Genomic DNA, 24,158 nt, shown 5'->3' on the forward strand with positions numbered 1-24,158 from the left:
TTTGCGGGGTGAAATGCACTAGCTTCATATAACAATTCGGGCTATTCTTCCCGGATGAGACCCCGCAAAGGGGCCGTTGAGGCAGTTAAGGCAGATACCCATGACAGAGATGGTCTATGGCGCGGTCCCGGTACGGGATGGTGAACCGATCCTTCCAAAATGGTGGCGTACGGTCGACCGCTGGGCGTTGTCCTGCGTGTTGATCCTGTTTGCTGTCGGCATGCTGTTGGGGCTGGCCGCCTCACCGCCCTTGGCGGCGAAAAACGGCTTTGATGCCTTCCACTATGTGCAGCGGCAGGCGTTCTTTGGCGGATTGGCGCTGGTGGCGATGCTGCTGACCTCGATGATGTCGCCGACGCTGGTGCGGCGCTTGGCGGTGCTGGGGTTTGTTCTTTCATTCGTGGCGCTGGCGCTGCTGCCCTTTTTCGGCACCGACTTTGGCAAGGGGGCGACTCGCTGGTATTCGCTGGGGTTCGCCTCGTTCCAGCCGTCTGAATTTCTGAAACCCGGTTTCATGGTGGCCGCCGCATGGATGATGGCCGCCGCCACCGAGATCAACGGCCCTCCGGGTAAGTCTTGGTCTTTTGCGCTGTGTATCTCCATCGTGCTCATGCTGGCGATGCAGCCCGACTTTGGGCAGGCCTGTCTTGTGCTCTTTGGCTGGGGCGTGATGTATTTCGTCGCCGGCGCGCCTATGGTGCTGCTGGTCGGCATGGCGGGGCTCGTCGTTCTGGCGGGCACCTTTGCCTACTCCAACTCCGAACACTTCGCGCGGCGTATCGACGGCTTTCTCAGCGTTGATGTCGATCCGACAACCCAGCTTGGCTATGCCACCAACGCCATCCGCGAGGGCGGGCTGTTTGGTGTGGGCGTCGGCGAGGGCGAGGTGAAATGGTCGCTGCCCGACGCGCATACCGATTTTATCATCGCCGTCGCCGCCGAGGAATACGGCCTTATCATGGTCGTCTGCATTATCGCCCTATATACTGTTGTGGTCGTCCGTTCGCTGCTGCGGTTGGTGCGCGAGCGTGACCCCTTCATCCGGCTGGCCGGAACCGGGCTGGCCTGCACATTCGGAGTACAGGCGATGATCAACATGGGTGTGGCAGTGCGGCTTTTGCCCGCCAAGGGCATGACCCTGCCCTTCGTGAGCTATGGTGGCTCTTCGGTGATCGCCAGCGGCATTGCCGTGGGCATGCTGCTCGCCTTTACCCGCTCGCGCCCGCAGGGTGAGATCAGCGACATTCTGGGCCGGGGCCGCCGCTGATGGCCGCGCCATTGCTGATCATCGCCGCCGGGGGGACCGGTGGGCATATGTTTCCCGCGCAGGCTTTGGCCGAGGTAATGCTGAAACGCGGCTGGCGGGTGAAGCTCAGCACCGATGCGCGCGGCGCGCGCTATACCGGCGGCTTTCCCGAAGCGGTTGAGATCAGCCAGATCAGCAGCGCCACTTTCGCCCGGGGCGGCGTGGTGGCCAAGGCGCTGGTGCCGTTCCGCATCGCGGCTGGTGTGGTCCGCTCGGGGTTGAATATGCTGCGCGACCGGCCTTCGGTCGTGGTGGGCTTTGGCGGCTATCCTTCGATCCCTGCACTTGGCGCTGCATGGGCGCTGCGGATGCCGCGAATGATCCATGAGCAAAATGGCATTCTGGGCCGGGTGAACGAAATCTTTGCCAAGCGGGTGCACGCCGTGGCCTGCGGCATCTGGCCCACGAAATTGCCCGAGGGCGTGCAGGGCTGGCATGTGGGCAACCCTGTGCGCGCCGCCGTGTTGGACCGTGCCGGGGCCGCCTATATCCCGCCGGGGGATTATCCGATGGAAGTCTTGGTGATGGGCGGCAGCCAAGGCGCGCGCATCCTGTCCGACGTGGTGCCGCCCGCGCTGGCCGCGCTGCCGATGAACATGATCCGCAACATCCGCGTCAGCCATCAGGCCCGCGACGAAGACGGCCAGCGGGTGGCAGACTACTATGCCGAGTTTGGCATCAGCGCCGATGTGCGCCCCTTCTTTGACGATGTGCCCCGCCGCATGTCCGAAGCGCAACTGGTGATCAGCCGCTCGGGTGCCTCCAGCGTGGCAGATCTGTCGGTGATCGGGCGTCCGTCGATCCTGATCCCCTTTGCCGCTGCGGCAGGTGACCACCAAAGCGCCAATGCCCGCGGTCTGGTTGATGCCGGGGCCGCGATCATGGTGCCCGAACGCAAGGCAAACCCCGAAATCATGACCGACCAAATCCTCGCGGTGCTCGAGATGCCCGATGGGGCGTTGCAGATGGCGCGGGCCGCGCTGTCGGTCGGCAAACCCGACGCGGCCGAGACATTGGCAGATATGGTCGAACAGCTTGCATCCCATGGCACGCTGACCCCCGCAGAAGAGGAAAACCCCCAATGAACGCCGCCGCCACCAAACTGCCGACCGATGTCGGCCCGATCCATTTCGTCGGCATCGGCGGCATCGGCATGTCGGGCATCGCCGAAGTTCTGCTGAACCACGGCTACAAGGTGCAGGGATCGGACCTGAAGACCACTAAGATCACCGTGCGGCTGGCCGAGCTAGGCGGGCGCATCTTCGAGGGGCAAGCGGCTGAGAATGTCGAAGGGGCGGCCGTGGTCGTGATCTCTTCGGCGATCAAACCGGGCAATGCAGAATTGGACGAGGCCCGTCGCCGTGGCCTGCCCGTCGTGCGCCGAGCCGAGATGCTGGCCGAGCTTATGCGGCTTAAGTCCAACATCGCCGTGGCGGGAACGCATGGCAAAACCACCACCACAACGCTGGTGGCCGAACTGCTGGTCGCGGGCGGCATCGACCCTACCGTCGTGAACGGCGGCATCATCCACGCCTATGGCTCCAACGCGCGGATGGGGCAGGGCGAATGGATGGTGGTCGAGGCCGATGAGAGCGACGGCACCTTCAACCGGCTGCCCGCAACCATCGCCATCGTCACCAACATCGACCCCGAGCATATGGAGCATTGGGGCGACTTCGACACGCTGCGGCAGGGGTTTTTGAACTTCGTCTCCAACATCCCCTTCTATGGGCTGGCGGTCTGTTGCACCGATCACCCTGAAGTGCAGTCGCTGGTGGGCAAGCTGACCGACCGCCGCGTCATGACCTATGGGTTCAACGCGCAGGCCGATGTGCGCGCGGTGGGGCTGCATTACAAAGACGGCGTGGCGCATTTCGATGTGCATCTACAATCCGAAGGCATGGTCATCGAAGACTGCGCCCTGCCAATGCCGGGCGATCACAACGTCTCGAACGCGCTGGCGGCGGTGACCGTGGCGCGGCACCTTGGGATGAAGCTGGAAGAGATCCGCGCAGCTTTGGGCAGTTTTGGCGGGGTGAATCGCCGCTTTACCCGCGTGGGCGAAGTGGACGGGGTCACCATCATCGACGACTATGGCCACCACCCGGTTGAGATTACCGCCGTCCTTAAAGCCGCGCGGCAGGCCAGCAAGGGGCGGGTGATTGCCGTGCACCAGCCGCACCGCTACTCGCGCCTGTCGCATCACTTCGACGAATTCTGCGCCTGTTTCAACGATGCCGATGTGGTGGGCATCGCCGATGTCTATGCCGCGGGCGAAGAGCCGATCCCCGGTGCCGACCGCGACGGGCTGGTCGCCGGGCTGATCCAGCACGGGCATCGCCACGCCTATGCGGTCGAGGATGCCGAGGCGCTGACGCAATTGGTCCGTCGCGAGGCGCGACCGGGCGATATGGTGGTCTGCCTTGGGGCGGGTACGATCAGCGGCTGGGCCAATGACCTGCCCGAGGCGCTGCGCGCGGCCAAGGAGGCCGCCGCGTGACCCTCGTGTGGCTGTCGATCCTTTGGGTCTTCGCCGCCGTGACAGTGGCCATGCTGCCGCTGCGCTCTCAATACCTGCCGGGGGTGATCTTGCTGATCGCCGCACCGGTGCTGATCGTCGCCATCGGTGTGACGCATTCATGGGCCTTTGCGCTCTTGGCCCTGCTGGCTTTCCTGTCGATGTTCCGCAATCCGCTGCGTTATCTCTGGGCGCGGCTGCGGGGCCAAAAACCGGAGCTGCCGAAATGAGCCTGTCTCTCATCCTCGCCTGTTTCTGGTTTGTGATCGCCAATATCCTCGCCATGACCCCCAGCAAAGATTTCCACTGGCGCAGCGCCTATCTGCTGATCGCCGTGGGCATCCCCATCGTTGGTTTCGTCACCGCGCAGCACGGCCCATGGCTGGGCATGCTGGTGCTGGCGGGGGGCTGTTCGGTGCTGCGCTGGCCGGTGGTCTATTTCGTCCGCTGGCTGCGCCGAGGGGCCGGGCGGATCAAAGGCCCGGCGGAATGACCCTGACGCCGACCCTTGCCGCGCTGCTCACCGTCTTTGTGATTTGGCTGATCGCCTGTATCTGGACCGGCTTTCGTGCGCGTGTGCTGTGGTTCTTCATCGTGCTGGCGACTGGTCTTGCGCTCAATGCCACATGGATGGTGTTCGGGCTGGATGCACGGGTGTTTGAACCCCATGCGCTGTTGGCGCAGCTTTCGGTGCTGTTCTATGCGGTGGGCGGTTTCGGTCTGGGCTGGCTGGCCGGGCGGGTGGCGAAACGCTGGCGTGAGAGCCGCGTCGATCCGCCGTCTTCTTGATGGTTTGCCCCGCCTGTTAAATGCGCTAAGTCCGGCGCCATGATGACGCTGAATATCCCCGACCTGCGCGGCAGGCTGACCCCAAATCGCGCCTTGAGCGACCTGACATGGCTCCGCGTTGGCGGCCCTGCGGATTATCTGTTCCAACCCGCCGATGTGGAGGACCTGTGCCTTTTCATGCGCCGCTTGCCGCAGGGCATCACGGTTTTCCCCATGGGCGTGGGCAGCAATCTGATTGTGCGCGACGGCGGACTGCGGGCCGTGGTGATCCGGTTGGGCCGTGGCTTTAACGGGATTGAGATCGACGGGGATCACGTGACCGCGGGCGCGGCGGCGCTGGATGCTCATGTGGCGCGCAAGGCGGCGGATGCGGGGCTGGATCTAACCTTTCTACGGACCATCCCCGGCAGCATCGGCGGGGCTTTGCGCATGAACGCGGGCTGTTATGGCAGCTACACGGCGGATCATTTCGTTTCGGCCAAGGCCGTGACCCGCGCGGGCGAGGTGGTGACCCTGACCGCCGATGATCTCAACTTCCGCTACCGGCAGAGCGATCTGTCGCCCGGTGCGGTGCTGATCGGGGCAACCTTTGCGCCGCCCAAAGGCGCGGCTGAGGAGCTTCATGCCCGGATGGAACAGCAGCTAGCCAAACGCGACGAGAGCCAGCCCACTAAGGACCGCAGCGCCGGGTCGACCTTTCGCAATCCGGCGGGGTTTTCCTCTACCGGGAAGGCGGACGATGTGCACGACCTGAAGGCGTGGAAGGTGATCGACGACGCCGGGATGCGTGGGGCCACCGTGGGGGGCGCACAGATGAGCCCGAAACACTCCAATTTCCTCATCAACACCGGCGGTGCGACGGCCCATGATCTAGAGTCATTGGGCGAAGAGGTGCGAAAAAAGGTTTACGCTTCAAGCGGTATAAGGCTAGAATGGGAAATTAAGCGCGTCGGTGAAAAATTGGGTGATCCGGTGTCGCAAAGCTAAGCCGTCGGGCATCAGCTAAGTCACGGCAAAGCAAAGAAAACAATGATAGGGGCCGCAAACGGTCCGAGGCGAAGAGGCACTTTGGTGGGTAAGTCGAGCGGACAAACCCCGACAGTGGCGGTATTGATGGGTGGCCCCTCGGCCGAGCGTGAGGTGTCCCTGTCCAGTGGGCGTGCATGCGCCGCTGCCTTGCGGGAACATGGCGGATATAACGTGATCGAGGTCGAAGCCGACCGCGATCTTGCAGCTGTCCTGACTGATCTTCAGCCCCATGCCGTATTGAATTGCCTGCATGGCCGTTGGGGCGAAGATGGCTGTGTGCAGGGTCTGCTTGAGTGGCTCAAACTGCCTTATACGCATTCCGGCGTGCTCGCCTCGGCCCTCGCGATGGACAAGCAGCGCTCCAAGGATGTGTTCCGCCATGCGGGGCTGCCGGTCGTCGAAAGCGTTATCGCCCCCAAGGCCGATGTGATGGCAGCCCATGTGATGGCGCCGCCCTATGTGGTCAAACCCAACAACGAAGGCTCCTCGGTTGGGGTCTACCTCGTGGCCGAGGAAAATAACGGCCCGCCGCAGCTGTCCGAAGACATGCCCGCCGAGGTGATGGTCGAGACCTTTGCCCCGGGGCGTGAGCTGACCACCACCGTGATGGGCGACCGGGCGTTGGCCGTGACGGATATCATCACCACCGGCTGGTATGATTACGACGCGAAATACAAGCCCGGCGGCTCGCGCCACGTGGTGCCCGCCGATCTGCCGCAAGAGATTACCGATCTGTGTTTCGACTATGCCCGCCGCGCCCATGTGGCGCTTGGCTGCAAAGGCATCAGCCGCACCGATTTCCGCTGGGACGAGGCGCGGGGGCCTGCGGGGCTGATCCTGCTTGAGACCAACACCCAGCCCGGCATGACCGCCACCTCGCTGTCGCCCGAACAGGCCGCCGCCTGCGGCATTTCATTCCCTGAGCTTTGCGCTTGGATGGTGGAGGACGCATCATGCGATCGTTGATCCGCCGCCGCCCTGAGACCGGCAAAGCCGATCCCGCCCCCTCGCGGTGGTCGTGGCGCATGCAGCGGCTGATGCTGACGCCCGGCTTTCGCTTTGCCCTGCGCGTCGGGTTGCCTTTTACGTTAAGCCTGCTGGCAGGCACGATCTATATGGCCGACGAAGAGCGCCGCGGCACCGTGGTGCAGGCAATCGCCGATGTCCGCGCCAGCATTGAAGAGCGGCCGGAGTTCATGGTCAAGCTCATGGCCATCGACGGCGCAAGCGACCTGCTGTCGTCTGAAATTCGCACCGCGCTGCCGCTGGAATTCCCGCTGTCCTCCTTCGACCTCGACCTGCCGCAGATCCGCGAAAAGATCACCGATATCGATGGGGTCAGACAGGCCAATGTCCGCATCCGCCCTGGTGGCGTGCTGCAAATCGACGTCACCCCGCGCGTGCCTGTGGCCGTCTGGCGCAGTGAGGCCGGGCTGGCGCTGGTGGACAACACTGGCGCGCATGTGGCACGGATCGGGGCACGGCGCGATCATGCGGATCTTCCCCTGATCGCCGGGGTAGGGGCCGCCAAAGCGGTGCCAGAAGCGCTCAAACTGATTGGGGCCGCCAATGTTTTGGGTGACCGTCTGCGCGGCTTGGTCCGCGTCGGTGGGCGCCGCTGGGACGTGGTGCTGGACCGCGAACAGACGATCATGTTGCCCGAAGAAAATGCGCTGCAAGCGCTGGAACGGGTGATCGCGCTGGAAGGCGCACAAGAAGTCCTCACGCGGGATGTGGCGCGTGTGGATATGCGGTTGGCGGCAAGACCAACCCTAAGAATGAACGAAGATGCCACCCGCGAATGGTGGCACATCAGGCAGCTTTCCGGCCAGTAAGATGGCCATTGGAATCGGGACAGTAACGAGATGATGGACCTATACGACAGTCAGCGTTCGATGCGGCACATGCGCAAATTGGCGATCCAACGCGGGGTGGTGGCCATTTTGGATGTGGGCAGTTCCAAGATCGCCTGTCTGGTGCTGCGGTTTGACGGCATTACCCATGACGGAGAGAATGGCGACATCGGCTCTTTGGCCGGGCAATCGGGGTTCCGGGTCATCGGGGCGGCGACCACCCGCTCGCGCGGGGTCCGCTTTGGTGAGATCTGCGCCATGGGCGAGACCGAGCGCGCGATCCGCACCGCACTTCAGGCCGCGCAAAAGATGGCGGGCATCCGGGTTGACCACGTTATCGCCTGTTTCTCGGGCGGGGAGCCGCGCAGCTATGGGCTCGACGCTTCGGTGGAGCTCGAGGGGCAGTCGGTCTCGGAGCAAGACGTGGCGCGCGTGCTGGCGGGCTGTGACGTGCCGGAATACGGCGAGGGCCGCGAAGTGCTGCATGCCCAGCCGGTGAACTTTGCGCTGGATCACCGCAGCGGTCTGGCCGATCCGCGCGGGCAGTTGGGCAACAGTCTTTCGGTCGACATGCATATGCTGACGGTCGATGCTGACACGGTCCAACACCTCGCGCATTGCATCAAACGCTGCGATCTTGAACTGGCGGGCATCGCCTCGTCCTCCTATGCCTCGGGTATCTCGGCACTGGTTGAGGACGAGCAGGAACTCGGCGCGGCCTGTATCGACTTTGGCGGTGGTACCACTGGCGTGTCGATCTTCATCAAGAAACACATGATCTATGCCGATACCGTGCGTATGGGCGGCGATCACGTCACCTCGGACATCTCCATGGGCCTACAAGTGCCGATGGCCAACGCCGAGCGGATCAAGACCTTCTACGGCGGCGTGCATGCTACCGGCATGGACGACCGCGACATGATCGAGATCGGTGGCGAGACGGGCGATTATGAGCACGACCGCCGCACCGCGAGCCGGGCCGAATTGATCGGCATCATGCGTCCGCGCGTCGAAGAGATCCTCGAAGAAGTTCGCGTTCGGCTGGATGCTGCCGGTTTTGACCATCTGCCAAGCCAACAGATTGTACTTACCGGCGCAGGCAGCCAGATACCGGGGCTTGATGGGCTGGCCAGCAAGATCCTTGGCCAGCAGGTCCGTCTGGGCCGTCCGCTGCGCGTGCATGGGCTGCCGCAGGCCGCAACAGGGCCGGGCTTTGCCAGCTCGGTGGGCCTCGCGCTCTTTGCGGCGCATCCGCAAGACGAATGGTGGGATTTCGACATCCCCGCCGACCGCTATCCGTCCCGCTCTCTCAAACGCGCCGTCAAATGGTTTAGAGACAACTGGTGACCGCAATATCGGGTGAGACACCCGAGATAAGGCGGAAACTGGCAAGTTTCTGCCCATATTTAGCGTCAAATCGATGTTTTTTAGGTGACGATCCGGCCCTAGCCCGGTAGGGTCGGGTAAATTTGGTCGAAAAACTCCCGCAGAACGCGGATAACTGGACAGGCGGACAGCACATGACACTCAACCTTTCAATGCCAGGACAAGATGATCTGAAACCCCGTATCACCGTCTTTGGTGTTGGTGGGGCAGGCGGCAACGCGGTCAACAACATGATCGAGAAGCAGCTTGATGGTGTTGATTTCGTCGTGGCGAACACCGACGCTCAGGCGCTGCAGCAGGCACAGGCCGAAAACCGCGTCCAGCTGGGCATCAAGGTTACCGAAGGTCTGGGCGCGGGCGCCCGTGCCAGCGTTGGCGCCGCCGCTGCCGAAGAAAGCATTGAGCAGATCGTCGACCACCTTGCTGGCGCGCATATGTGTTTCATCACCGCAGGCATGGGCGGCGGCACCGGTACGGGTGCGGCACCGATCATCGCGCAGGCCGCGCGTGAGCTGGGCGTGCTGACCGTTGGCGTCGTGACCAAGCCCTTCCAGTTTGAGGGTGCCAAGCGCATGCGTCAGGCCGAAGACGGCGTTGAGACGCTGCAAAAGGTCGTCGACACGCTGATCATCATTCCCAACCAGAACCTGTTCCGTCTGGCTAACGAAAAGACCACCTTCACCGAAGCCTTCTCGCTTGCCGATGACGTGCTGTACCAAGGTGTGAAGGGCGTGACTGACCTGATGGTTCGTCCGGGCCTGATCAACCTCGACTTTGCCGACGTGCGCGCCGTGATGGACGAGATGGGCAAAGCGATGATGGGCACAGGCGAGGCCGAGGGCGAAGATCGCGCCATCCAAGCCGCCGAGAAAGCCATCGCCAACCCGCTGCTGGACGAAATCAGCCTGCGCGGTGCCAAGGGCGTTCTCATCAACATCACCGGCGGTCACGACCTCACGCTGTTCGAACTCGACGAAGCGGCGAACCGCATCCGCGAAGAAGTTGACCCCGAAGCAAACATCATCGTCGGCTCCACGCTGGACGAAAGCCTTGGTGGCCTGATGCGCGTCAGCGTTGTCGCCACCGGCATCGACGCCACCGATGTGAACACCGAAATGCCGGTCCCGCGCCGCTCCATGAGCCAGCCGCTGCGCCAGAACGTGTCGGTTGACGATGTGGCGCCGGTCTCTGCCGCGCAAGCGCCTGCCGCCGCGCCGGTTGCTGCCGAAATGAAGCAGGAAGTTGAGCAAGCCGCCCTGTTCCAAGACCTTCAGCCGGTCCAGGATCAGTATGAAGAAGAGAACGTTGTCGAAGATGACGACGGTCTGCCCGCTCCGGCCTATCAGCCCGAGGTGGCCGCATTCGAGCCGCGTCAGGAAGAAGCCATTGAGGCCGAGCCCGAAGCCTTCGTTGCACCGCGCGCCCCGACACCCGGCACGCCGTCCCCCGAAGCACTGGCCCGCCTGCGCGCCGCCGCCCAAAAAGCAGCGCCCGAACAGCACCGTCAGGCCCAGCAGCAGCAGGGTGAGCAGGGCGACAAAGGTCGCTTTGGCATCAACTCTCTAATCAACCGGATGACCGGCCACGCCGAAGGCGAAGCACAGGCCCGCCCTGCGCGCCAGCAACCTCCGGTTCAAACTCGCGCTTCTGCAGCTGCTCCGCAGCCGCAAGAAAACAACGATCCCGATCAGGAGCGCATTGAAATCCCCGCGTTCCTGCGCCGTCAGGCCAACTGATCCGATCACGATAGATGACGAAAGGGTCGCCTTAGGGCGGCCCTTTTTCGTTTTATAACAAGGTTTTGTAATAAGGTCGGCACGCTAGCGCCCAAATGTTACGGGCATGTTTCAGACCGTTGCAAAGATTGAGTTGAGCAAAACGAACCAGCGCCTTAATTCAGAGTTCAACACACAAGAAGATGTTCGAAGCTTGAGGATGACCCGGTGCAGACAACGATCAAATCAGCAGTAAGTTTTTCTGGCACAGGCCTGCACTCCGGTCAGCCTGCGACGGTGACTCTGCGCCCGGCCTCCGCCCACCATGGCATCTGGTTCTCGCGCAGCGATGTGGCCGTGGGCGACCGACTGGTCCCTGCCCGCTGGGACGCGGTGAACCGCTCGCCGCTCTGCACCAAGTTGGAAAACCCCACTGGCCTGTCGATCTCTACCGTTGAGCATCTGATGGCGGCCATTGCTGGCTGTGGCATCCATAACCTGTTGATTGAGATCGACGGCCCCGAAGTGCCGATCCTCGATGGCTCCTCCCTGCCTTTCGTGCGCGGCATCATGCAGCGCGGTTTGCGTCAGCTTGCGGCCCCTGTGATGGCATTTGAAGTGCTCAAAACCGTGAGCGTGCAAGACGGTGATGCGACGGCTACGATCTCTCCGGCGGACACGCTGCAGATCGACTTTGAGATTGATTTTGCCGATGCGGCCATCGGTCAACAGCACAAGTCGCTGATCATGAACAACGGCTCTTTTGCACGCGAACTTTGCGACAGCCGCACCTTCTGCCGTCAGGCCGATGTCGAAGCGATGCAGGCCAATGGTCTGGCGCTCGGCGGTGAAGCGGGCGAGAACGCAGTGGTTTTCGACGGCGATGCGGTCGTCAGCCCCGGTGGTCTGCGCCACGCGGATGAGCCTGTGCGCCACAAAATGCTCGACGCGCTTGGTGATCTGGCGCTGGCGGGTGCACCGCTGTTGGGCCATTACGAAGGCAAACGCGCGGGCCATTCGCTGACCAACACACTGCTACGCGCGCTCTTCGCCACACCGGATGCCGTGCGTCTGGTGGCCTGTGACGCGGCGCAAACCGCACGGTTGCCGGGCTCCGGGTTGATCTGGGGCGAAATCCCGCAGGTTGCTTGATCTGGCAGCAGGTCAGAAACACCGTAAACCGCAGGGCGCTTAGGCGGCGAAGTGCCATTGAACGCCCTGCCAATGCCTTGTATTCACTAAGCCGAAGTGACATGCCTGACCCAGCGATGCGCCACCGCGTACCCGGCTGCGGGCGGGGGTGGAATGGGCGTTTTGCAACGCAGATTATTGTGCTAGTCACATGCGCAAGAGGGTCAAAGACCATGGGTTGGACGATGCAAGGGGTGCGGGCATGACGGTAGCAGGATCGCGCAAGCGGACGATCAGTGCGGTGCTTCTGGTCGCGACATTGGCAGCCTGCGGCGGTGGTGACGGACGATCGGACGGCAGCTTTTTCAACCCGCAGGAAATCCCGCTTGAGACCTATTCAGCCGAGCAAATCTTTGAGCGCGGCGAATATGAGTTGACCAACAACAATCCGGGTGAGGCGGCGTTTTATTTCGCCGAGATCGAGCGCCTTTATCCCTATTCCGAATGGGCCAAACGCGCCCTGATCATGCAGGCTTTCGCCTATCACAAGGATCAGGACTACCCCAACAGCCGCTCCGCCGCGCAGCGGTTCATTGATTTCTATCCGGCCGAAGATGATGCCGCCTATGCGCAGTATCTCTTGGCGCTGAGCTATTATGACCAGATCGATGAAGTGGGCCGCGATCAAGGACTGACCTTCCAAGCGCTGCAATCCCTGCGCGCCGTGATCGAAGGCTACCCCGACAGCGAATATGCCCGCTCTGCGATCCTGAAATTCGACCTCGCCTTTGACCATCTGGCGGGCAAGGAAATGGAGATTGGCCGCTACTATCTGCGCCGCGATCACTATACCGCCGCGATCAATCGCTTCCGCGTGGTGGTCGAGGATTTCCAAACCACGACCCATACCGCCGAAGCCCTCCACCGTTTGGTCGAAGCCTATCTGTCGCTGGGTCTGAACCATGAGGCGCAGACGGCGGGGGCCATCCTTGGCCACAACTACCGTGGCTCTGAGTGGTATGAGGACAGCTACAAACTGCTGACCGGGCGTGGCCTTGCGCCGGCCTTCTACAAGGACAACTGGCTGGGTGCAGCCTATCGCCAGACCATCAAGGGCGAGTGGCTTTAAGGGGGGTGGGGTTGCCCATCCGACGGTTCTAGATGCTGCGCGGACTTGATATTTCAGACATGCTGATCATCGACCGGCTGGAGCTTGGCTTCCAGCCGGGTCTGAACGTGCTCACCGGTGAGACCGGCGCGGGCAAGTCTATCTTGTTGGATTCACTTGGGTTTGTTTTGGGCTGGCGCGGTCGCGCCGATCTGGTGCGCCAAGGGGCAGCACAGGGGGAAGTGACCGCTTGGTTCGACCTGCCGCCCGGCCACCCGGCCCATGCGGTGCTCGAAGACGCGGGTCTGCCTGCCGGGGACGAATTGATCCTGCGCCGCATCAACACCTCCGAAGGGCGCAAGACCGCTTGGGTAAATGACCGCCGCTGCTCGGGCGAGGTACTGCGGCGCCTGTCTGAAACATTGGTGGAACTGCACGGCCAGCACGACGATCGCGGCTTGCTGAACCCGCGCGGCCACCGCGCCATCCTTGACGATTACGCCGGGAATGACCGCGCGATTGCAGCGGTGCGGGAGGCTTGGACGGCCCTTGGTGCGGCGCGCAAAGCGGCCGCCGCTGCTGCCGCCGAACGCGAGGCCATCGCCGCCGAAGAAGAGTTCCTGCGCCATGCGGTGGCGGAACTGGACAAGCTCGCCCCCGAAGCGGGCGAGGAAGCCACCCTCGACACCCGCCGCCGCCAGATGCAGGGCGCCGAAAAAATCCGCCGCGATGTGGTCAACGCTTATGAGTTGTTGGGCCAAGGCGGGGCAGAAACCGCCATGGGCGACGCGCTGCGTTGGCTTGATGGCGTCGCCGACAAGGCCGAAGGCGCGTTGGAAGGTCCGCTTGCCGCGCTGAACCGCGCCATGGTCGAACTGGACGAAGCAATGTCCGGCGTGGCCGATGCGATCGACGGCATGTCGTTCGACCCCTATGAGTTGGAAGCCTGCGAAGAGCGGCTCTTTGCGATCCGCGGCTTGGCGCGCAAACATGACGTGCAGCCCGATGAATTGGCCGGTTTCGCCGACACGCTGCGCGCCAAACTCGATGCGCTTGATGCGGGTGAGGCCGCGCAGGAAAGGTTGGAGAAAGCCGTTCGCGACGCACAGGCGCTTTACGATGAGCGCGCCGAAGCACTGACGACGAAACGCCGTAAGGCGGCGGTCAAACTCGACAAGGCGGTGGCGGCGGAGCTTGCCCCGCTCAAGATGGAGCGCGCGGTGTTCCAGACCCAATTGACCGACGAGCCCGCAGGCCCCGAGGGGCGCGATGCAGTGTCCTTCACTGTGGCGACCAACCCCGGCGCGCCTGCCGGGCCTTTGGGCAAGATCGCCTCGGGCGGGGAACTCAGCCGGTTCCTCTTGGCGCTGAAAGTCTGCCTGACACAAAGCCAATCGGGCCTGACCCTGATCTTTGATGAGATCGACCGCGGGGTAGGGGGCGCCACCGCAGACGCCGTCGGCCGCCGCCTGAAGGCGCTGGCGGCTGAGGGGCAGGTGCTGGTCGTCACCCACTCGCCGCAGGTCGCGGCATTGGGCGCGCATCACTGGCGCGTGGCCAAATCGGTTGCCAAGGGCATGACCACCTCAACGGTCACGGCACTCGCCCCCGAAGAACGGGTGGACGAAGTCGCGCGGATGCTCGCGGGCGATACCATCACCGATGCCGCCCGCGCGGCAGCCGAGGCATTGCTTAACGGGCAACAGGGCGCGACGACTTCTTAAATGGCGGTTTTACCCAAGGTCAGCTTGCCCTAGACAGAAAGGGTCCAACTGGTCCAAGTCCCATGCCTCCGCAAGATAACGCATTCTTTTCCCAACAATTGCATCAGGCGCTCTGCGGCTGCAAGCAGGGCTGGACGGTGCTGCGCACCCGGGGGCCGGGCAAGATCACCTTTTGGTTCATCGCCCTGCTGGTGGGCATTGCGGCGGGCTTCGCGGCCTTGTTCTTTCGCAAAGGGATCAACTGGTTACAGGCCACGCTTTACGGTACGGACGACGTGCAATTCTTGCATAGCTTTCTCGCCGGGTTGCCGTGGTATTGGGTGGTGCTGATCCCGACGTTGGGCGGGCTGCTTGTTGGGCTGATCCTGCACCGCTTTACCCGCGACGGGCGTGCCCGCAGCGTCGGCGATGTGATCCTCGGGGCCGCCTTGCACGACGGTCGGGTCGAAACGCGCGCCGGGGTGGCCTCGGCACTGGCTTCGCTCATCACCCTCTCGACAGGCGGCTCATCGGGCCGCGAAGGGCCGGTGGTGCATCTGGCCGCCGTGATCTCGACCAAGGTCAGCCGCTTTATCAAGGCCGATGGGATCACCGGGCGTGACCTTCTGGGCTGCGCGGTGGCGGCGGCGGTTTCCGCGAGCTTCAACGCCCCCATCGCGGGCGCGCTTTTCGCGCTCGAAGTCGTGCTGCGGCATTTCGCGGTCCATGCTTTCGCCCCCATCGTCATCGCTTCGGCTGCGGGCACGGTGATCAACCGGCTGGAGTTCGGCGGCTTGACCGAATTCGTCTTGCCCAGCCTTGGGGATGTGCAATTTTACGTCGAACTGCCCGCCTTCCTGTTGCTGGGGCTGACCTGCGGTCTGGTCTCTGTCGTGCTGATGCGGTCAATCTTTTGGGCCGAGGATTTTGGCAACTACCTGCAAGCCCGGACCGGGCTGGCGCGTTGGCTGCGCCCGGCGGTGGCGGGGGCGATCCTTGGCATCATCGCTCTCTGGTTCCCGCATATCATCGGTGTCGGCTATGAGACGACCTCCCGCGCGCTGGTGGGCGAGCTGGTACTGCATGAGGTGATCATCTTCGCGGTTCTCAAAGTCGCCGCCGTCGCGATCACTCTGGGGGGGCGGATGGGCGGCGGTGTCTTTTCGCCCTCGCTGATGGTGGGCGCGCTCACAGGGCTGGCCTTTGGTTTGATCGCCACCGGCGTTTTCCCAGAGATCTCCGGCTCTTCCTCGCTCTATGCGCTGGCGGGGATGGGCGCGGTGGCCGCCGCCGTGCTGGGCGCGCCGATCTCCACCACGCTGATCGTTTTCGAGATGACGGGCGACTGGCAAACCGGTCTGGCGGTGATGGTTGCCGTCAGCATGTCGACGGCGCTGGCCTCCCGTTTGGTCGACCGGTCGTTCTTCCTCACCCAGATGGAGCGGCGCGGCATTCATCTGGCCGCAGGCCCGCAGGCCTATCTGCTATCGATGTTCATGGTGGGCCGGATCATGCGCCGCCCCGATGACGAAGACGCGGCCTCGGAGGAGGCCTGTTGGGATTTGATCGACAAGGGCACCTATATCGACGGCAGCGCCACGCTAGAGGCCGCCTTGCCGTTGTTCGACCAGACCCATTCCAACTTCATCCCGGTGGTCACCCTCAGCGCCGATGCGCCGCCCGAACTGCTGGGCGCGCTGTTCCACGTCGATGCGCTGAAGGCCTATAATCGCGCCCTCGCCGCCACCGCGGCAGAGGAGCATTCCTGAGCCGCGCTCAGATACGTTCGATGGCGATTTCGTCCATCGGCGTGAAAGCCAGATACCCTTTGATCTCGGCCACATCCGCTTTCGGGTCTTCATAGGACCAGACGGCATCTTGCAAGGTACGGCTCTTGGTCACGACCGAGAAATAGCTGGCGTCGCCCTTGTAGGGGCAATGGCTGGTCTTGTCTGAGCCATCAAGGAAGGCCATCGCGATGTCGCCGCGCGGGAAATAGATGACCGGCGCGTGGTCCCCTTCGCGCAGCTCCAGCGCGTCTGTGGTCTCGCCCAGCACGGCCCCGCCAGCGCGAACAACCCATGTGCCTTGGGCCGGAGTAATCGTAATATGGTCGGACATGCCGTACCCCCCTAGTTTACTGAAATCGGACGCTCATAGGGGCGCCGTTGCCGCATCCAACCACAGTTTTGTAACAGGTGATACCCGCGGCCCGATCTTTTCCGCAACGTCGCGGTGATAGGCGTTCAGCCAATCGCGCGCCTCGGGGCCAAGCGCCTCCACATCAATCAACCGCCGGTCAATCGGCACGAGCGTCAGGGTGCGCCAATCCAGCATCTTGCGATGCACGTCACCGCCGGGCAAGGCGGGGGCCTCCTGCACCACCAAAAGGTTCTCGATCCGAATGCCAAACGCCCCTTCGCGGTAATAACCCGGCTCATTGCTCAGGATCATACCCGGTTGCAACGGCACATGGCTCATCCGGCTCAGCCGCTGCGGCCCCTCATGCACCGACAAGTAAGCGCCAACGCCATGCCCCAGACCATGATCGAAATCCTGCCCCGCCATCCAAAGCGGCAGACGCCCGAGCATCTCGATATCCCGCCCGGCCAGCCCGCGCGGCCACCGCAGACGGCTCATGGCGATCATGCCCGACAACACCCGCGTAAAGGCGCTGCGGGCATCCTGATCGGGGCTGCCGATGGCAATGGTGCGGGTGATATCCGTGGTACCGTCAAGGTACTGACCGCCACTGTCGAGCACCAAGAGATGTCCCTCCTGCAGCAGGCTGTCGGTTTCCTCATTCACCCGGTAATGAATGATCGCCCCATTCGCCCCGCTGCCCGAGATCGTCTCGAAACTGATGTCGCGCAAGGACGGATCCCGGCGCCGCAGACCTTCCAACTGCCCCACCACCTGTGTTTCTGTGATCGTGCCGGGAGGCTGCGCATCCAGCCAGGCGAGCAGCTCCGCCATCGCCGCGCCATCGCGCAGGTGCGCCTCCGCCGCGCCTGCAATCTCAGCGTCATTCTTGCAGGCCTTGGGCAGGGCGCAGGGGTCTTCCCCCGCCTGCGCGCGGTCCCCCAGGAGGTCCGCGAACAACACCGGCGCCGACTGCCGATCAAGCCGCACCGGCCCTTCCAACGCGCGCAGGGTATCAGGCAGGCCAGCGGGGTCATGCTGCACCACCTCCGGCCCCAAATGGTCCGCCACATCCGCCAATTTCTCGGCCGCCATAAACAGATCAACCCGCGCGTCGTCATGCAAAACGGCAAAGCCATGAGCCACGGGATTGCGCGGAATGTCCTGCCCGCGAATGTTCAACAACCAGTTGTGGCTGTCGGGAAGGGTGATCAACGCCGCCTTCTGCCCCGCCGCGCGCAGGCATGCCGCCAAACGTTGCCGTTTGGCGGCATGCCTTTCCCCGGCAAAGCGCTCAGGGTGGGCCGCCACTTTGCCCATCGGTGCCGCAGGTTGGTTCTCCCAAACCCGGTCCACCATATTCTCGCTGCGTCGCAGCTCAATGCCAGAGCCCGCCAGCGCTTCCACCAAAAGGTCCATCTGTCCCGGCGTATGCAACATCGGGTCAAAACCAACCACACCGCCCTCAGGCAATTGGTCCTTCAACCAATCGGCCAAAGACAGCTCGGGCCAAGGCACAGGCGTAAAAACCTCCGCCACCTGCGCCTTGACCTGCGTGCGGTAACGCCCGTCGATAAAGACCCCCGCCACATCCCGCAGTGCCGCACAAAAGCCTGCCGAACCGGTAAATCCCGTCAGCCACGCCAAACGATCATCGCGCGGGGCGACATATTCCCCCTGATGCGCATCGGCGCGCGGCACCAAGAACCCATCGAAGCCTGCCCGCGCCAACTCCCTGCGCAGCGCTTCCAGCCGTGGCGGCCCCTGCTCAGGACGCGCGGTGACCTCGAAACTCTGGAACACACGCCCCTCCTTCATCCTTTTTCAAATACCGATCCCGCAGCTTCAGCCCACGCGACGCATGCCCATGACACGCGCCCGTTTCCGCGGGTCGCTGTCAAAGAGCGCGGCAAGCTGTTCGGTCATCGCCCCGGCCAACTGATCCACATCCGTAATCGTCACGGCGCGGTCGTAATAGCGCGTCACATCATGGCCGATGCCGATCGCCAAAAGCTCCACCGCGCGGCGCTTTTCAACCATCGCAATCACGTCGCGCAGATGTTTCTCAAGGTAATTGGCCGGGTTCACCGAAAGCGTGCTGTCATCCACCGGTGCCCCATCGGAAATCACCATAAGGATCTTGCGCGCCTCATGCCGTGCCAACATGCGCCGGTGCGCCCATTCTAGCGCTTCCCCGTCGATGTTCTCTTTCAACAGGCCTTCTTTCATCATCAAACCCAAGTGGTCGCGGGTCCGCCGCCATGGGGCATCAGCGGATTTGTAGATGATGTGGCGCAGGTCATTCAGGCGTCCCGGCTGGGCAGGGCGCCCGTCATTCAGCCATGCTTCGCGCGCCTGACCGCCCTTCCATGCGCGGGTGGTAAAGCCGAGGATCTCGACCTTGACGTTGCAGCGCTCCAGCGTGCGGGCCAGAACATCGGCGCAGATCGCGGCGATGGAGATGGGCCGCCCGCGCATAGAGCCGGAGTTGTCCAGCAGCAGCGTCACCACAGTGTCGCGGAACTCGGTGTCCTTCTCAACCTTGAAGCTGAGCGGCGTGGTGGGGTTGGCCACGACCCGCGCCAGACGGCCCGCGTCCAGCGTGCCTTCTTCTAGGTCGAACTCCCACGAACGGTTCTGCTGCGCTTGCAGTCGGCGTTGTAACTTGTTGGCCAAACGGCCCACAGCGCCTTTCAGCGGCTCAAGCTGCTGATCCAAATAGGCGCGCAGACGTTCCAGTTCGATCGGTTCGGCCAATTCCTCGGCCCCGATCACCTCGTCATGCTCGCCGAGATAGACGCGGTACTCAGGATCGGCATCAGAGACAGGGGGCGGGGGCGGCGGGTCCATGGGCGCGTCGCCCTCGGGCATATCCGCCTCATCGCCCAACTCTTGATCTGCTTCGTCATCCATCGAGACCTGCGCCTGACTTTCGTCCTGCTGCTGCTCTTGAGAGCTTTCGGGCGTGCCTTCGGCCTCTTCCTCGTCCTGATCGTCTTGACCGGTGCTGTCGGGGTCTTGCTCCTCTTCGGAGCCCTCTTCGGCCTGATCCTCTTGCTCGTCGTCTTGGCTGTCGGGGTCGTCACCCAATTGGTCACCATAGCCAAGATCCGAGATCATCTTGCGCGCCAACCGCGCGAAATCGGCTTGATCGGCAAGGCTGCCGTCGATCCCCTCTAGGGTGCCGCCCGCCTGATCTTCGATAAAGCCGCGCCAGAGTTCCATGGCGTTCTCGGCCCCTGCGGGCAGGGGGCGACCCGTCGCCATATGACGCACCATATAGCCCGCCGCGACAGAGAGCGGCACGTCGCTGGCCTGTTTCGCCTGATCGTAGCCGCGGCGCAGGGCCTCGTGCTTGATCTTGACGTCGATATTGCCCGCGGTGCCGGGCATGTCGCGCGCGCCCATGGCCTCGCAACGGGCGGTTTCCATCGCCTCATAGAGTTCGCGCGCCATGTCGCCTTGCGGGGCATAGCGGGCGTGGGTGGCTGCATCATGATAGCGGCGGTTCAACGCCAGCGCATCGGCGGTGCCACGGGCCAGCAGAACCTCCTCTCGGGTCATCCGGCGGCTGACCTGAGGCAGGCGCATCGCGTCACCGGAAAGCCCTGACGGATCAACGGAGTAGCTGACGTTCAGCTCGGCGTCATCGGCCATCACTTTGGTGGCCTCTGCGAGGGCCTTTTTGAATGCGTCAGCGGGGTTGTCGGATTTCTTCATGAGCCCATGCCTCTGTCAGCTTCGACATGAGGTTTGGCAGGTTTTCGCGGAAGGGTCAAAGGGGCAGGGGCGCGCGGATCAATACGCCAGTTTCCGCCCATAGCACCCGCTGAGCGGGAACCCCCACCCGCAGATCGGCATTTCCCCAGCAGTCGACGCACCAGTGCCTCTCTGAACCCTGGCAGCAACGCGTCTCAGCAAGTAGGAGTAAGGAAATGACCAATTTTATGCAACATGCGAGCCGTCTGGCCATGATCGCGGTTTTGGGGGCCGCGCCTTTGGCCGCCACCGCACAGGATGCGACAAAACCCGCATCAGACGAAGCCACTGCCGAAGCGCCTCAGACCGATGAGGCGACACAGAGCAGCGAGGCCACGGCCAGCGATGATGCGGTAGAGTCCGAAACCGAAACCGACACTGCCGAAGCGCCCGAAGGCGAAGCGGAATTGGAGGCCGACACGGCTGAAGCACCTGAAGCTGACGCCGATATGGAGGCCGATACCGCAGAGGCACCTGACACGGACGCCGCGACTGACAGTGCCGAAGCACCGGCCACGACTGAGCCGATGACCGAAGACACGGCAGAGGCCCCGGCAACGGAGCCGTTGGGCGACACCGTTGCCCCCGCTGACACAACCGCCGAGGCGCCGGCAGAAGAGCCTGCAAAGCCGGTTGAAGGTCAGATCACCATGCAAAGCGAGAACACGATCCTCGCCGACGATCTGATTGGCAGCAATGTCTATTCCGACGCAGGTGAAAAGATCGGCGATGTAGATGACCTGATCGTCAATCTTGATGGCACCGTCGAAGGTGTCGTTATCGGTGTCGGTGGTTTCCTCGGCATGGGTGAAAAATGGGTTGCCGTGAAAATGGACAGCCTGTCGACCATGACTGACGAAAGCGGCACGCTGCGTCTGGTATCCTCGGCCACGAAGACCGACCTTGAAGCCGCAGAGGCCTTTAAAACCGCGCAGGATATGGAAGCCGAGCAGCAAGCGCTTGAAAACGCTGCCCCGCAAGACCCCAACGCGGTCACCACTGAGCCCGCACCTGTCAACTAAGTACGGGGCCACAGCCTGAACGACAAAGGGGCGCTGATATCAGCGCCCCTTTATTCTTGGTTGGTGGTGTAAACGGCTTAGCCCAAGCTGAGGCTGGCCGCGCTTTCGGGCAGTTCCTCGTCAAACAGACGCTGGTAGAACTCGGCCACGGTCTGGCGCTCCAACTCATCGCATTTGTTGAGGAATGACAGCCGGAAAGCATAGCCGACATTGCGGAAAATTTCAGCGTTCTGGGCCCATGCGATCACGGTACGGGGCGACATCACGGTGGACAGTTCGCCGTTCATGAAGGCGGTCCGCGTGAGGTCCGCCACAGTCACCATCTGCTTGAGCGTCTTGCGGCCCTTCTCGGTGTTGTAATGCGGGTTTTTGGCCAGCACGATGGCGGTCTCGGCGTCGATGCTGAGGTAGTTCAACGTGGCAACGAGGGACCAACGGTCCATCTGCGCTTGGTTGATCTGCTGGGTGCCGTGGTAAAGCCCGGTGGTATCGCCCAATCCCACGGTGTTGGCCGTGGCAAAGAGGCGGAAATAGGGGTGCGGAGTGATGATCTCGTTCTGGTCCATCAGCGTCAGCTTGCCGTCATGCTCAAGCACGCGCTGGATCACGAACATCACATCGGCGCGGCCTGCGTCATATTCATCAAAGACGATGGCGGTCGGGTTGCGCAGCGCCCAAGGCAGGATGCCTTCGTGGAATTCGGTGACCTGCTTGCCGTCGCGCAGTTTGATCGCGTCCTTGCCAATCAGGTCGATCCGGCTGATGTGGCTGTCGAGGTTGACGCGCACGGTGGGCCAGTTCAGCAGCGCGGCGACCTGTTCGATATGGGTCGATTTGCCGGTGCCGTGGTAGCCTTGGATCATAACGCGGCGGTTGTGGGTGAAACCCGCAAGGATCGCCAATGTGGTGTCAGGATCGAACTTATAGGTGCTGTCGATGTCAGGCACGCGGCTGGTGCGCTGCGGGAACCCTTTGACGACCATATCGGTGTCGATGCCAAAGACATCGCGCACCGAAAGTTCTTCGGTGGGTTTCATGTCATGTTCCAGTGCACCGTCGGCCATCGCTCGTCATCCTTTTCGTTAGGCGCGCGGTCGGGGCCGCGCGCGTATCTGGTGCAACATATCGTGCATATCCGCAAGGGGAAGGGGCAACTGGCATTATCCGCAACCGGCCGCTGGTCCGGTTGTGGGATCAGTCCTTGAAGTTGCGGCTGCCCTTGATTTGATCCCATGCCCAGACGACTAGCTGCAACTGCTCTTCCTGACTGCGGTCGCCGCCGTTCATATCGGGGTGCAGTACTTTGATCAGCGCTTTGTAGGCTTTGCGGACCTCGGGTTTGGTCCATGTGTCCTTGGCTTCGAGAATCTCGATCGCGCGGCGCTCGGTCGGGGGCAGGCGGCGGCCCGCTTGCTGGCCCTTGCCGGGGTTCTGGGTCGCGTTCTTGCCCAAAACCTGATGCGGGTCTTCGATGCCGAGGCGGGCCCATGCACGCTGCTCGGGGTCGCCGAGCGGCTTGGTGGCGCGTTCCCAGACCTTGTCCTTGGACATCTGAGCGTTCAACTCCGCCTCGGTGGTGCCGTCAAAGAAGCTCCACTTCGCGTTGTATTCGCGGACGTGTTGCTGGCAGAACCAGAAGTAATCATCCAGCACATCGGGGGCCTTGGGCGCGCGGAACTTGCCCGGCTCGTCGCAGCCCTCATGGTCGCAAATCCGGGTCGAGGTTTCCGACGCGCCGGACATGCCGCGGCGGCCGCGGGGGTTTTTCTTTTTGGAGGACGACACGGACATGTCGAATCCGAAGGGATCAGCTTTTGGCATGTGGATAGACCTTTCCGACTCAGGCCGGTCACCATATACCCTGCGTCGCAGGATTGAAGGGGGCCGAGGTAAAAAATATGTCGACAACACAAGAGATTTCAGACCGGCTGGAAGCCGCTTTTGCGCCGCGAGAATTGGATGTGGTAGATGACAGCGAAAGCCATCGCGGTCACGCCGGGTTTCAAGAAGGGGGCGAAAGCCACTTCAACGTGCGCATCCGCTCAGAGCGTTTCAAGGGTCAGAACCGGCTGGCGCGGCACCGCGCGGTGCACAGTGCCTTGGGGCCGGATCTGATGGGGCGCATTCATGCGCTGGCGCTTGATCTGGACGAATAAGGCCCGCGTTTAGGGCTTTGTTTTATCGTCGTCTTCGTCGGATTTATCCGGCGAAGAAACGTCCGGCGCTTGCTCTGTCGCGGTGCCGGAGAGGAACGCAGGTGGCGTTGCCAGCTTGGCGGGTTCCTCTTTGGCGGGCTCCACCTTTGTAGGGGCGTCGTCGTCGGGCGTGATAGAGGCGGGCGCATCGGCCTGAAGCGCCGTCTCGTCGCCCTCAATCGTGGCGGACAATGCAGGCGTTGCAGCGGCGGGGGGCAGCAGATCGCCGTCCTCTGGCTGGCTGCTCGCGCTGGCCAAGCGGCGGAACACCAGCACATTGCGCCACTCGGTGGTGGTCGAGGTCAGGCCAGAGCGTTCTTGCGAGGGCAATGTCTCGGCCCGCTGGTACTCCCAGCCCTCGGCGGCCTGTTCGTTCAGGCACTCTTCCAACGTATTGGCAAAGCGCGCTTCGGGGGCTTTCAGACCTTTGGCTTTCTGCCCTTTGGTGGGGGCGGGAAGGATCTTGTATTCGTAGCGCATAGGGGCCTCGGCTGGGTTGGCG

Annotated in this window: 23 protein-coding genes; 17 read left to right on the top strand and 6 right to left on the bottom strand. The window is 62.9% G+C overall.

Annotation, left to right across the window (positions count from 1 at the left end; translation table 11 throughout):
* Window positions 1-100 precede the first annotated feature (100 nt).
* The 15 genes from ftsW (at window position 101) to R1T45_RS11365 (ending at window position 16,307) form a co-directional block, all read left to right on the top strand.
* Window positions 101-1,267: a putative lipid II flippase FtsW gene (ftsW, locus tag R1T45_RS11295; RefSeq protein WP_067626783.1), complete on the top strand. Its 1,167-nt coding sequence runs from the start codon at window positions 101-103 to the stop codon at window positions 1,265-1,267.
* Window positions 1,267-2,391 (top strand): UDP-N-acetylglucosamine--N-acetylmuramyl-(pentapeptide) pyrophosphoryl-undecaprenol N-acetylglucosamine transferase, encoded by a 1,125-nt coding sequence (locus tag R1T45_RS11300; RefSeq protein WP_317390863.1) that lies wholly within the window; start codon window positions 1,267-1,269, stop codon window positions 2,389-2,391. Before ftsW ends, R1T45_RS11300 begins: the two co-directional genes overlap by 1 nt.
* Window positions 2,388-3,806 (top strand): UDP-N-acetylmuramate--L-alanine ligase, encoded by a 1,419-nt coding sequence (gene murC, locus R1T45_RS11305; RefSeq protein ID WP_067626779.1) that lies wholly within the window; start codon window positions 2,388-2,390, stop codon window positions 3,804-3,806. Before R1T45_RS11300 ends, murC begins: the two co-directional genes overlap by 4 nt.
* Window positions 3,803-4,054 (top strand): DUF2484 family protein, encoded by a 252-nt coding sequence (locus R1T45_RS11310; protein WP_120351375.1) that lies wholly within the window; start codon window positions 3,803-3,805, stop codon window positions 4,052-4,054. Before murC ends, R1T45_RS11310 begins: the two co-directional genes overlap by 4 nt.
* Window positions 4,051-4,317: a DUF2484 family protein gene (locus R1T45_RS11315; protein ID WP_120351374.1), complete on the top strand. Its 267-nt coding sequence runs from the start codon at window positions 4,051-4,053 to the stop codon at window positions 4,315-4,317. Before R1T45_RS11310 ends, R1T45_RS11315 begins: the two co-directional genes overlap by 4 nt.
* Window positions 4,314-4,613, top strand: coding sequence for a hypothetical protein (locus R1T45_RS11320; RefSeq protein ID WP_317390864.1), 300 nt, complete (start codon window positions 4,314-4,316; stop codon window positions 4,611-4,613). Before R1T45_RS11315 ends, R1T45_RS11320 begins: the two co-directional genes overlap by 4 nt.
* Window positions 4,614-4,652: 39 nt before the next feature.
* Window positions 4,653-5,600 carry a UDP-N-acetylmuramate dehydrogenase gene (gene murB, locus R1T45_RS11325; RefSeq protein ID WP_411041393.1) on the top strand — a complete coding sequence of 316 codons (948 nt, stop codon included), beginning with the start codon at window positions 4,653-4,655 and terminating at the stop codon, window positions 5,598-5,600.
* Between the two features lie 126 nt (window positions 5,601-5,726).
* Window positions 5,727-6,608, top strand: a complete 882-nt coding sequence (locus tag R1T45_RS11330; protein ID WP_317390865.1) for a D-alanine--D-alanine ligase — start codon at window positions 5,727-5,729, stop codon at window positions 6,606-6,608.
* The gene (locus tag R1T45_RS11335) at window positions 6,596-7,477 is read left to right on the top strand and encodes a cell division protein FtsQ/DivIB (protein WP_317390866.1); all 882 of its coding nucleotides are present in this window, start codon (window positions 6,596-6,598) and stop codon (window positions 7,475-7,477) included. Before R1T45_RS11330 ends, R1T45_RS11335 begins: the two co-directional genes overlap by 13 nt.
* Window positions 7,478-7,507: 30 nt before the next feature.
* Complete coding sequence (gene ftsA / locus R1T45_RS11340) at window positions 7,508-8,842, top strand: cell division protein FtsA (RefSeq protein WP_067626767.1); 1,335 nt, start codon at window positions 7,508-7,510, stop codon at window positions 8,840-8,842.
* A gap of 173 nt (window positions 8,843-9,015) precedes the next feature.
* On the top strand, window positions 9,016-10,617 hold the full coding sequence (ftsZ, locus tag R1T45_RS11345) for a cell division protein FtsZ (protein ID WP_120351371.1): 1,602 nt from the start codon (window positions 9,016-9,018) through the stop codon (window positions 10,615-10,617).
* Between the two features lie 207 nt (window positions 10,618-10,824).
* Window positions 10,825-11,748, top strand: a complete 924-nt coding sequence (gene lpxC / locus R1T45_RS11350; protein WP_067626763.1) for a UDP-3-O-acyl-N-acetylglucosamine deacetylase — start codon at window positions 10,825-10,827, stop codon at window positions 11,746-11,748.
* A gap of 241 nt (window positions 11,749-11,989) precedes the next feature.
* Complete coding sequence (locus tag R1T45_RS11355) at window positions 11,990-12,856, top strand: outer membrane protein assembly factor BamD (RefSeq protein ID WP_132444479.1); 867 nt, start codon at window positions 11,990-11,992, stop codon at window positions 12,854-12,856.
* A gap of 32 nt (window positions 12,857-12,888) precedes the next feature.
* Window positions 12,889-14,559 (top strand): DNA repair protein RecN, encoded by a 1,671-nt coding sequence (gene recN / locus R1T45_RS11360; protein WP_120351368.1) that lies wholly within the window; start codon window positions 12,889-12,891, stop codon window positions 14,557-14,559.
* A 62-nt stretch (window positions 14,560-14,621) separates the two neighbouring features.
* A complete protein-coding gene (locus tag R1T45_RS11365) occupies window positions 14,622-16,307 on the top strand; it encodes a chloride channel protein (RefSeq protein ID WP_067941358.1) in 1,686 nt (561 codons plus the stop codon).
* Window positions 16,308-16,314: 7 nt separating this feature from the next.
* Here R1T45_RS11365 and R1T45_RS11370 read toward each other — a convergent pair whose 3' ends face one another.
* Genes R1T45_RS11370 through cobT form a run of 3 tightly spaced genes read right to left on the bottom strand, consistent with a single transcriptional unit; the run spans window position 16,315 to window position 20,400 of the window.
* Complete coding sequence (locus R1T45_RS11370) at window positions 16,315-16,659, bottom strand: DUF427 domain-containing protein (protein WP_120351367.1); 345 nt, start codon at window positions 16,657-16,659, stop codon at window positions 16,315-16,317.
* A 33-nt stretch (window positions 16,660-16,692) separates the two neighbouring features.
* A complete protein-coding gene (locus R1T45_RS11375; RefSeq protein ID WP_317390867.1) occupies window positions 16,693-18,483 on the bottom strand; it encodes an aminopeptidase P family protein in 1,791 nt (596 codons plus the stop codon).
* A gap of 42 nt (window positions 18,484-18,525) precedes the next feature.
* Complete coding sequence (gene cobT, locus R1T45_RS11380; protein ID WP_317390868.1) at window positions 18,526-20,400, bottom strand: cobaltochelatase subunit CobT; 1,875 nt, start codon at window positions 20,398-20,400, stop codon at window positions 18,526-18,528.
* 215 nt (window positions 20,401-20,615) lie between these two features.
* Here cobT and R1T45_RS11385 point away from each other — a divergent pair, with 215 nt between their 5' ends.
* Window positions 20,616-21,461, top strand: a complete 846-nt coding sequence (locus tag R1T45_RS11385; protein ID WP_317390869.1) for a PRC-barrel domain-containing protein — start codon at window positions 20,616-20,618, stop codon at window positions 21,459-21,461.
* Between the two features lie 77 nt (window positions 21,462-21,538).
* Here the strand turns inward: R1T45_RS11385 and cobS are convergent, their stop codons facing one another.
* Window positions 21,539-22,525: a cobaltochelatase subunit CobS gene (cobS, locus tag R1T45_RS11390; RefSeq protein ID WP_067625494.1), complete on the bottom strand. Its 987-nt coding sequence runs from the start codon at window positions 22,523-22,525 to the stop codon at window positions 21,539-21,541.
* Window positions 22,526-22,655: 130 nt separating this feature from the next.
* A complete protein-coding gene (locus R1T45_RS11395; RefSeq protein WP_067625492.1) occupies window positions 22,656-23,282 on the bottom strand; it encodes a J domain-containing protein in 627 nt (208 codons plus the stop codon).
* A gap of 77 nt (window positions 23,283-23,359) precedes the next feature.
* Between R1T45_RS11395 and R1T45_RS11400 the strand changes: the two genes are divergently transcribed.
* On the top strand, window positions 23,360-23,617 hold the full coding sequence (locus R1T45_RS11400) for a BolA family protein (protein WP_067625489.1): 258 nt from the start codon (window positions 23,360-23,362) through the stop codon (window positions 23,615-23,617).
* Window positions 23,618-23,626: 9 nt separating this feature from the next.
* Here R1T45_RS11400 and R1T45_RS11405 read toward each other — a convergent pair whose 3' ends face one another.
* A complete protein-coding gene (locus R1T45_RS11405) occupies window positions 23,627-24,136 on the bottom strand; it encodes a DUF4177 domain-containing protein (protein ID WP_317390870.1) in 510 nt (169 codons plus the stop codon).
* Window positions 24,137-24,158 lie beyond the last annotated feature (22 nt).

The sequence above is a fragment of the Sulfitobacter sp. LC.270.F.C4 genome (genome assembly GCF_032922545.1).
Classification (GTDB): domain Bacteria; phylum Pseudomonadota; class Alphaproteobacteria; order Rhodobacterales; family Rhodobacteraceae; genus Sulfitobacter; species Sulfitobacter profundi.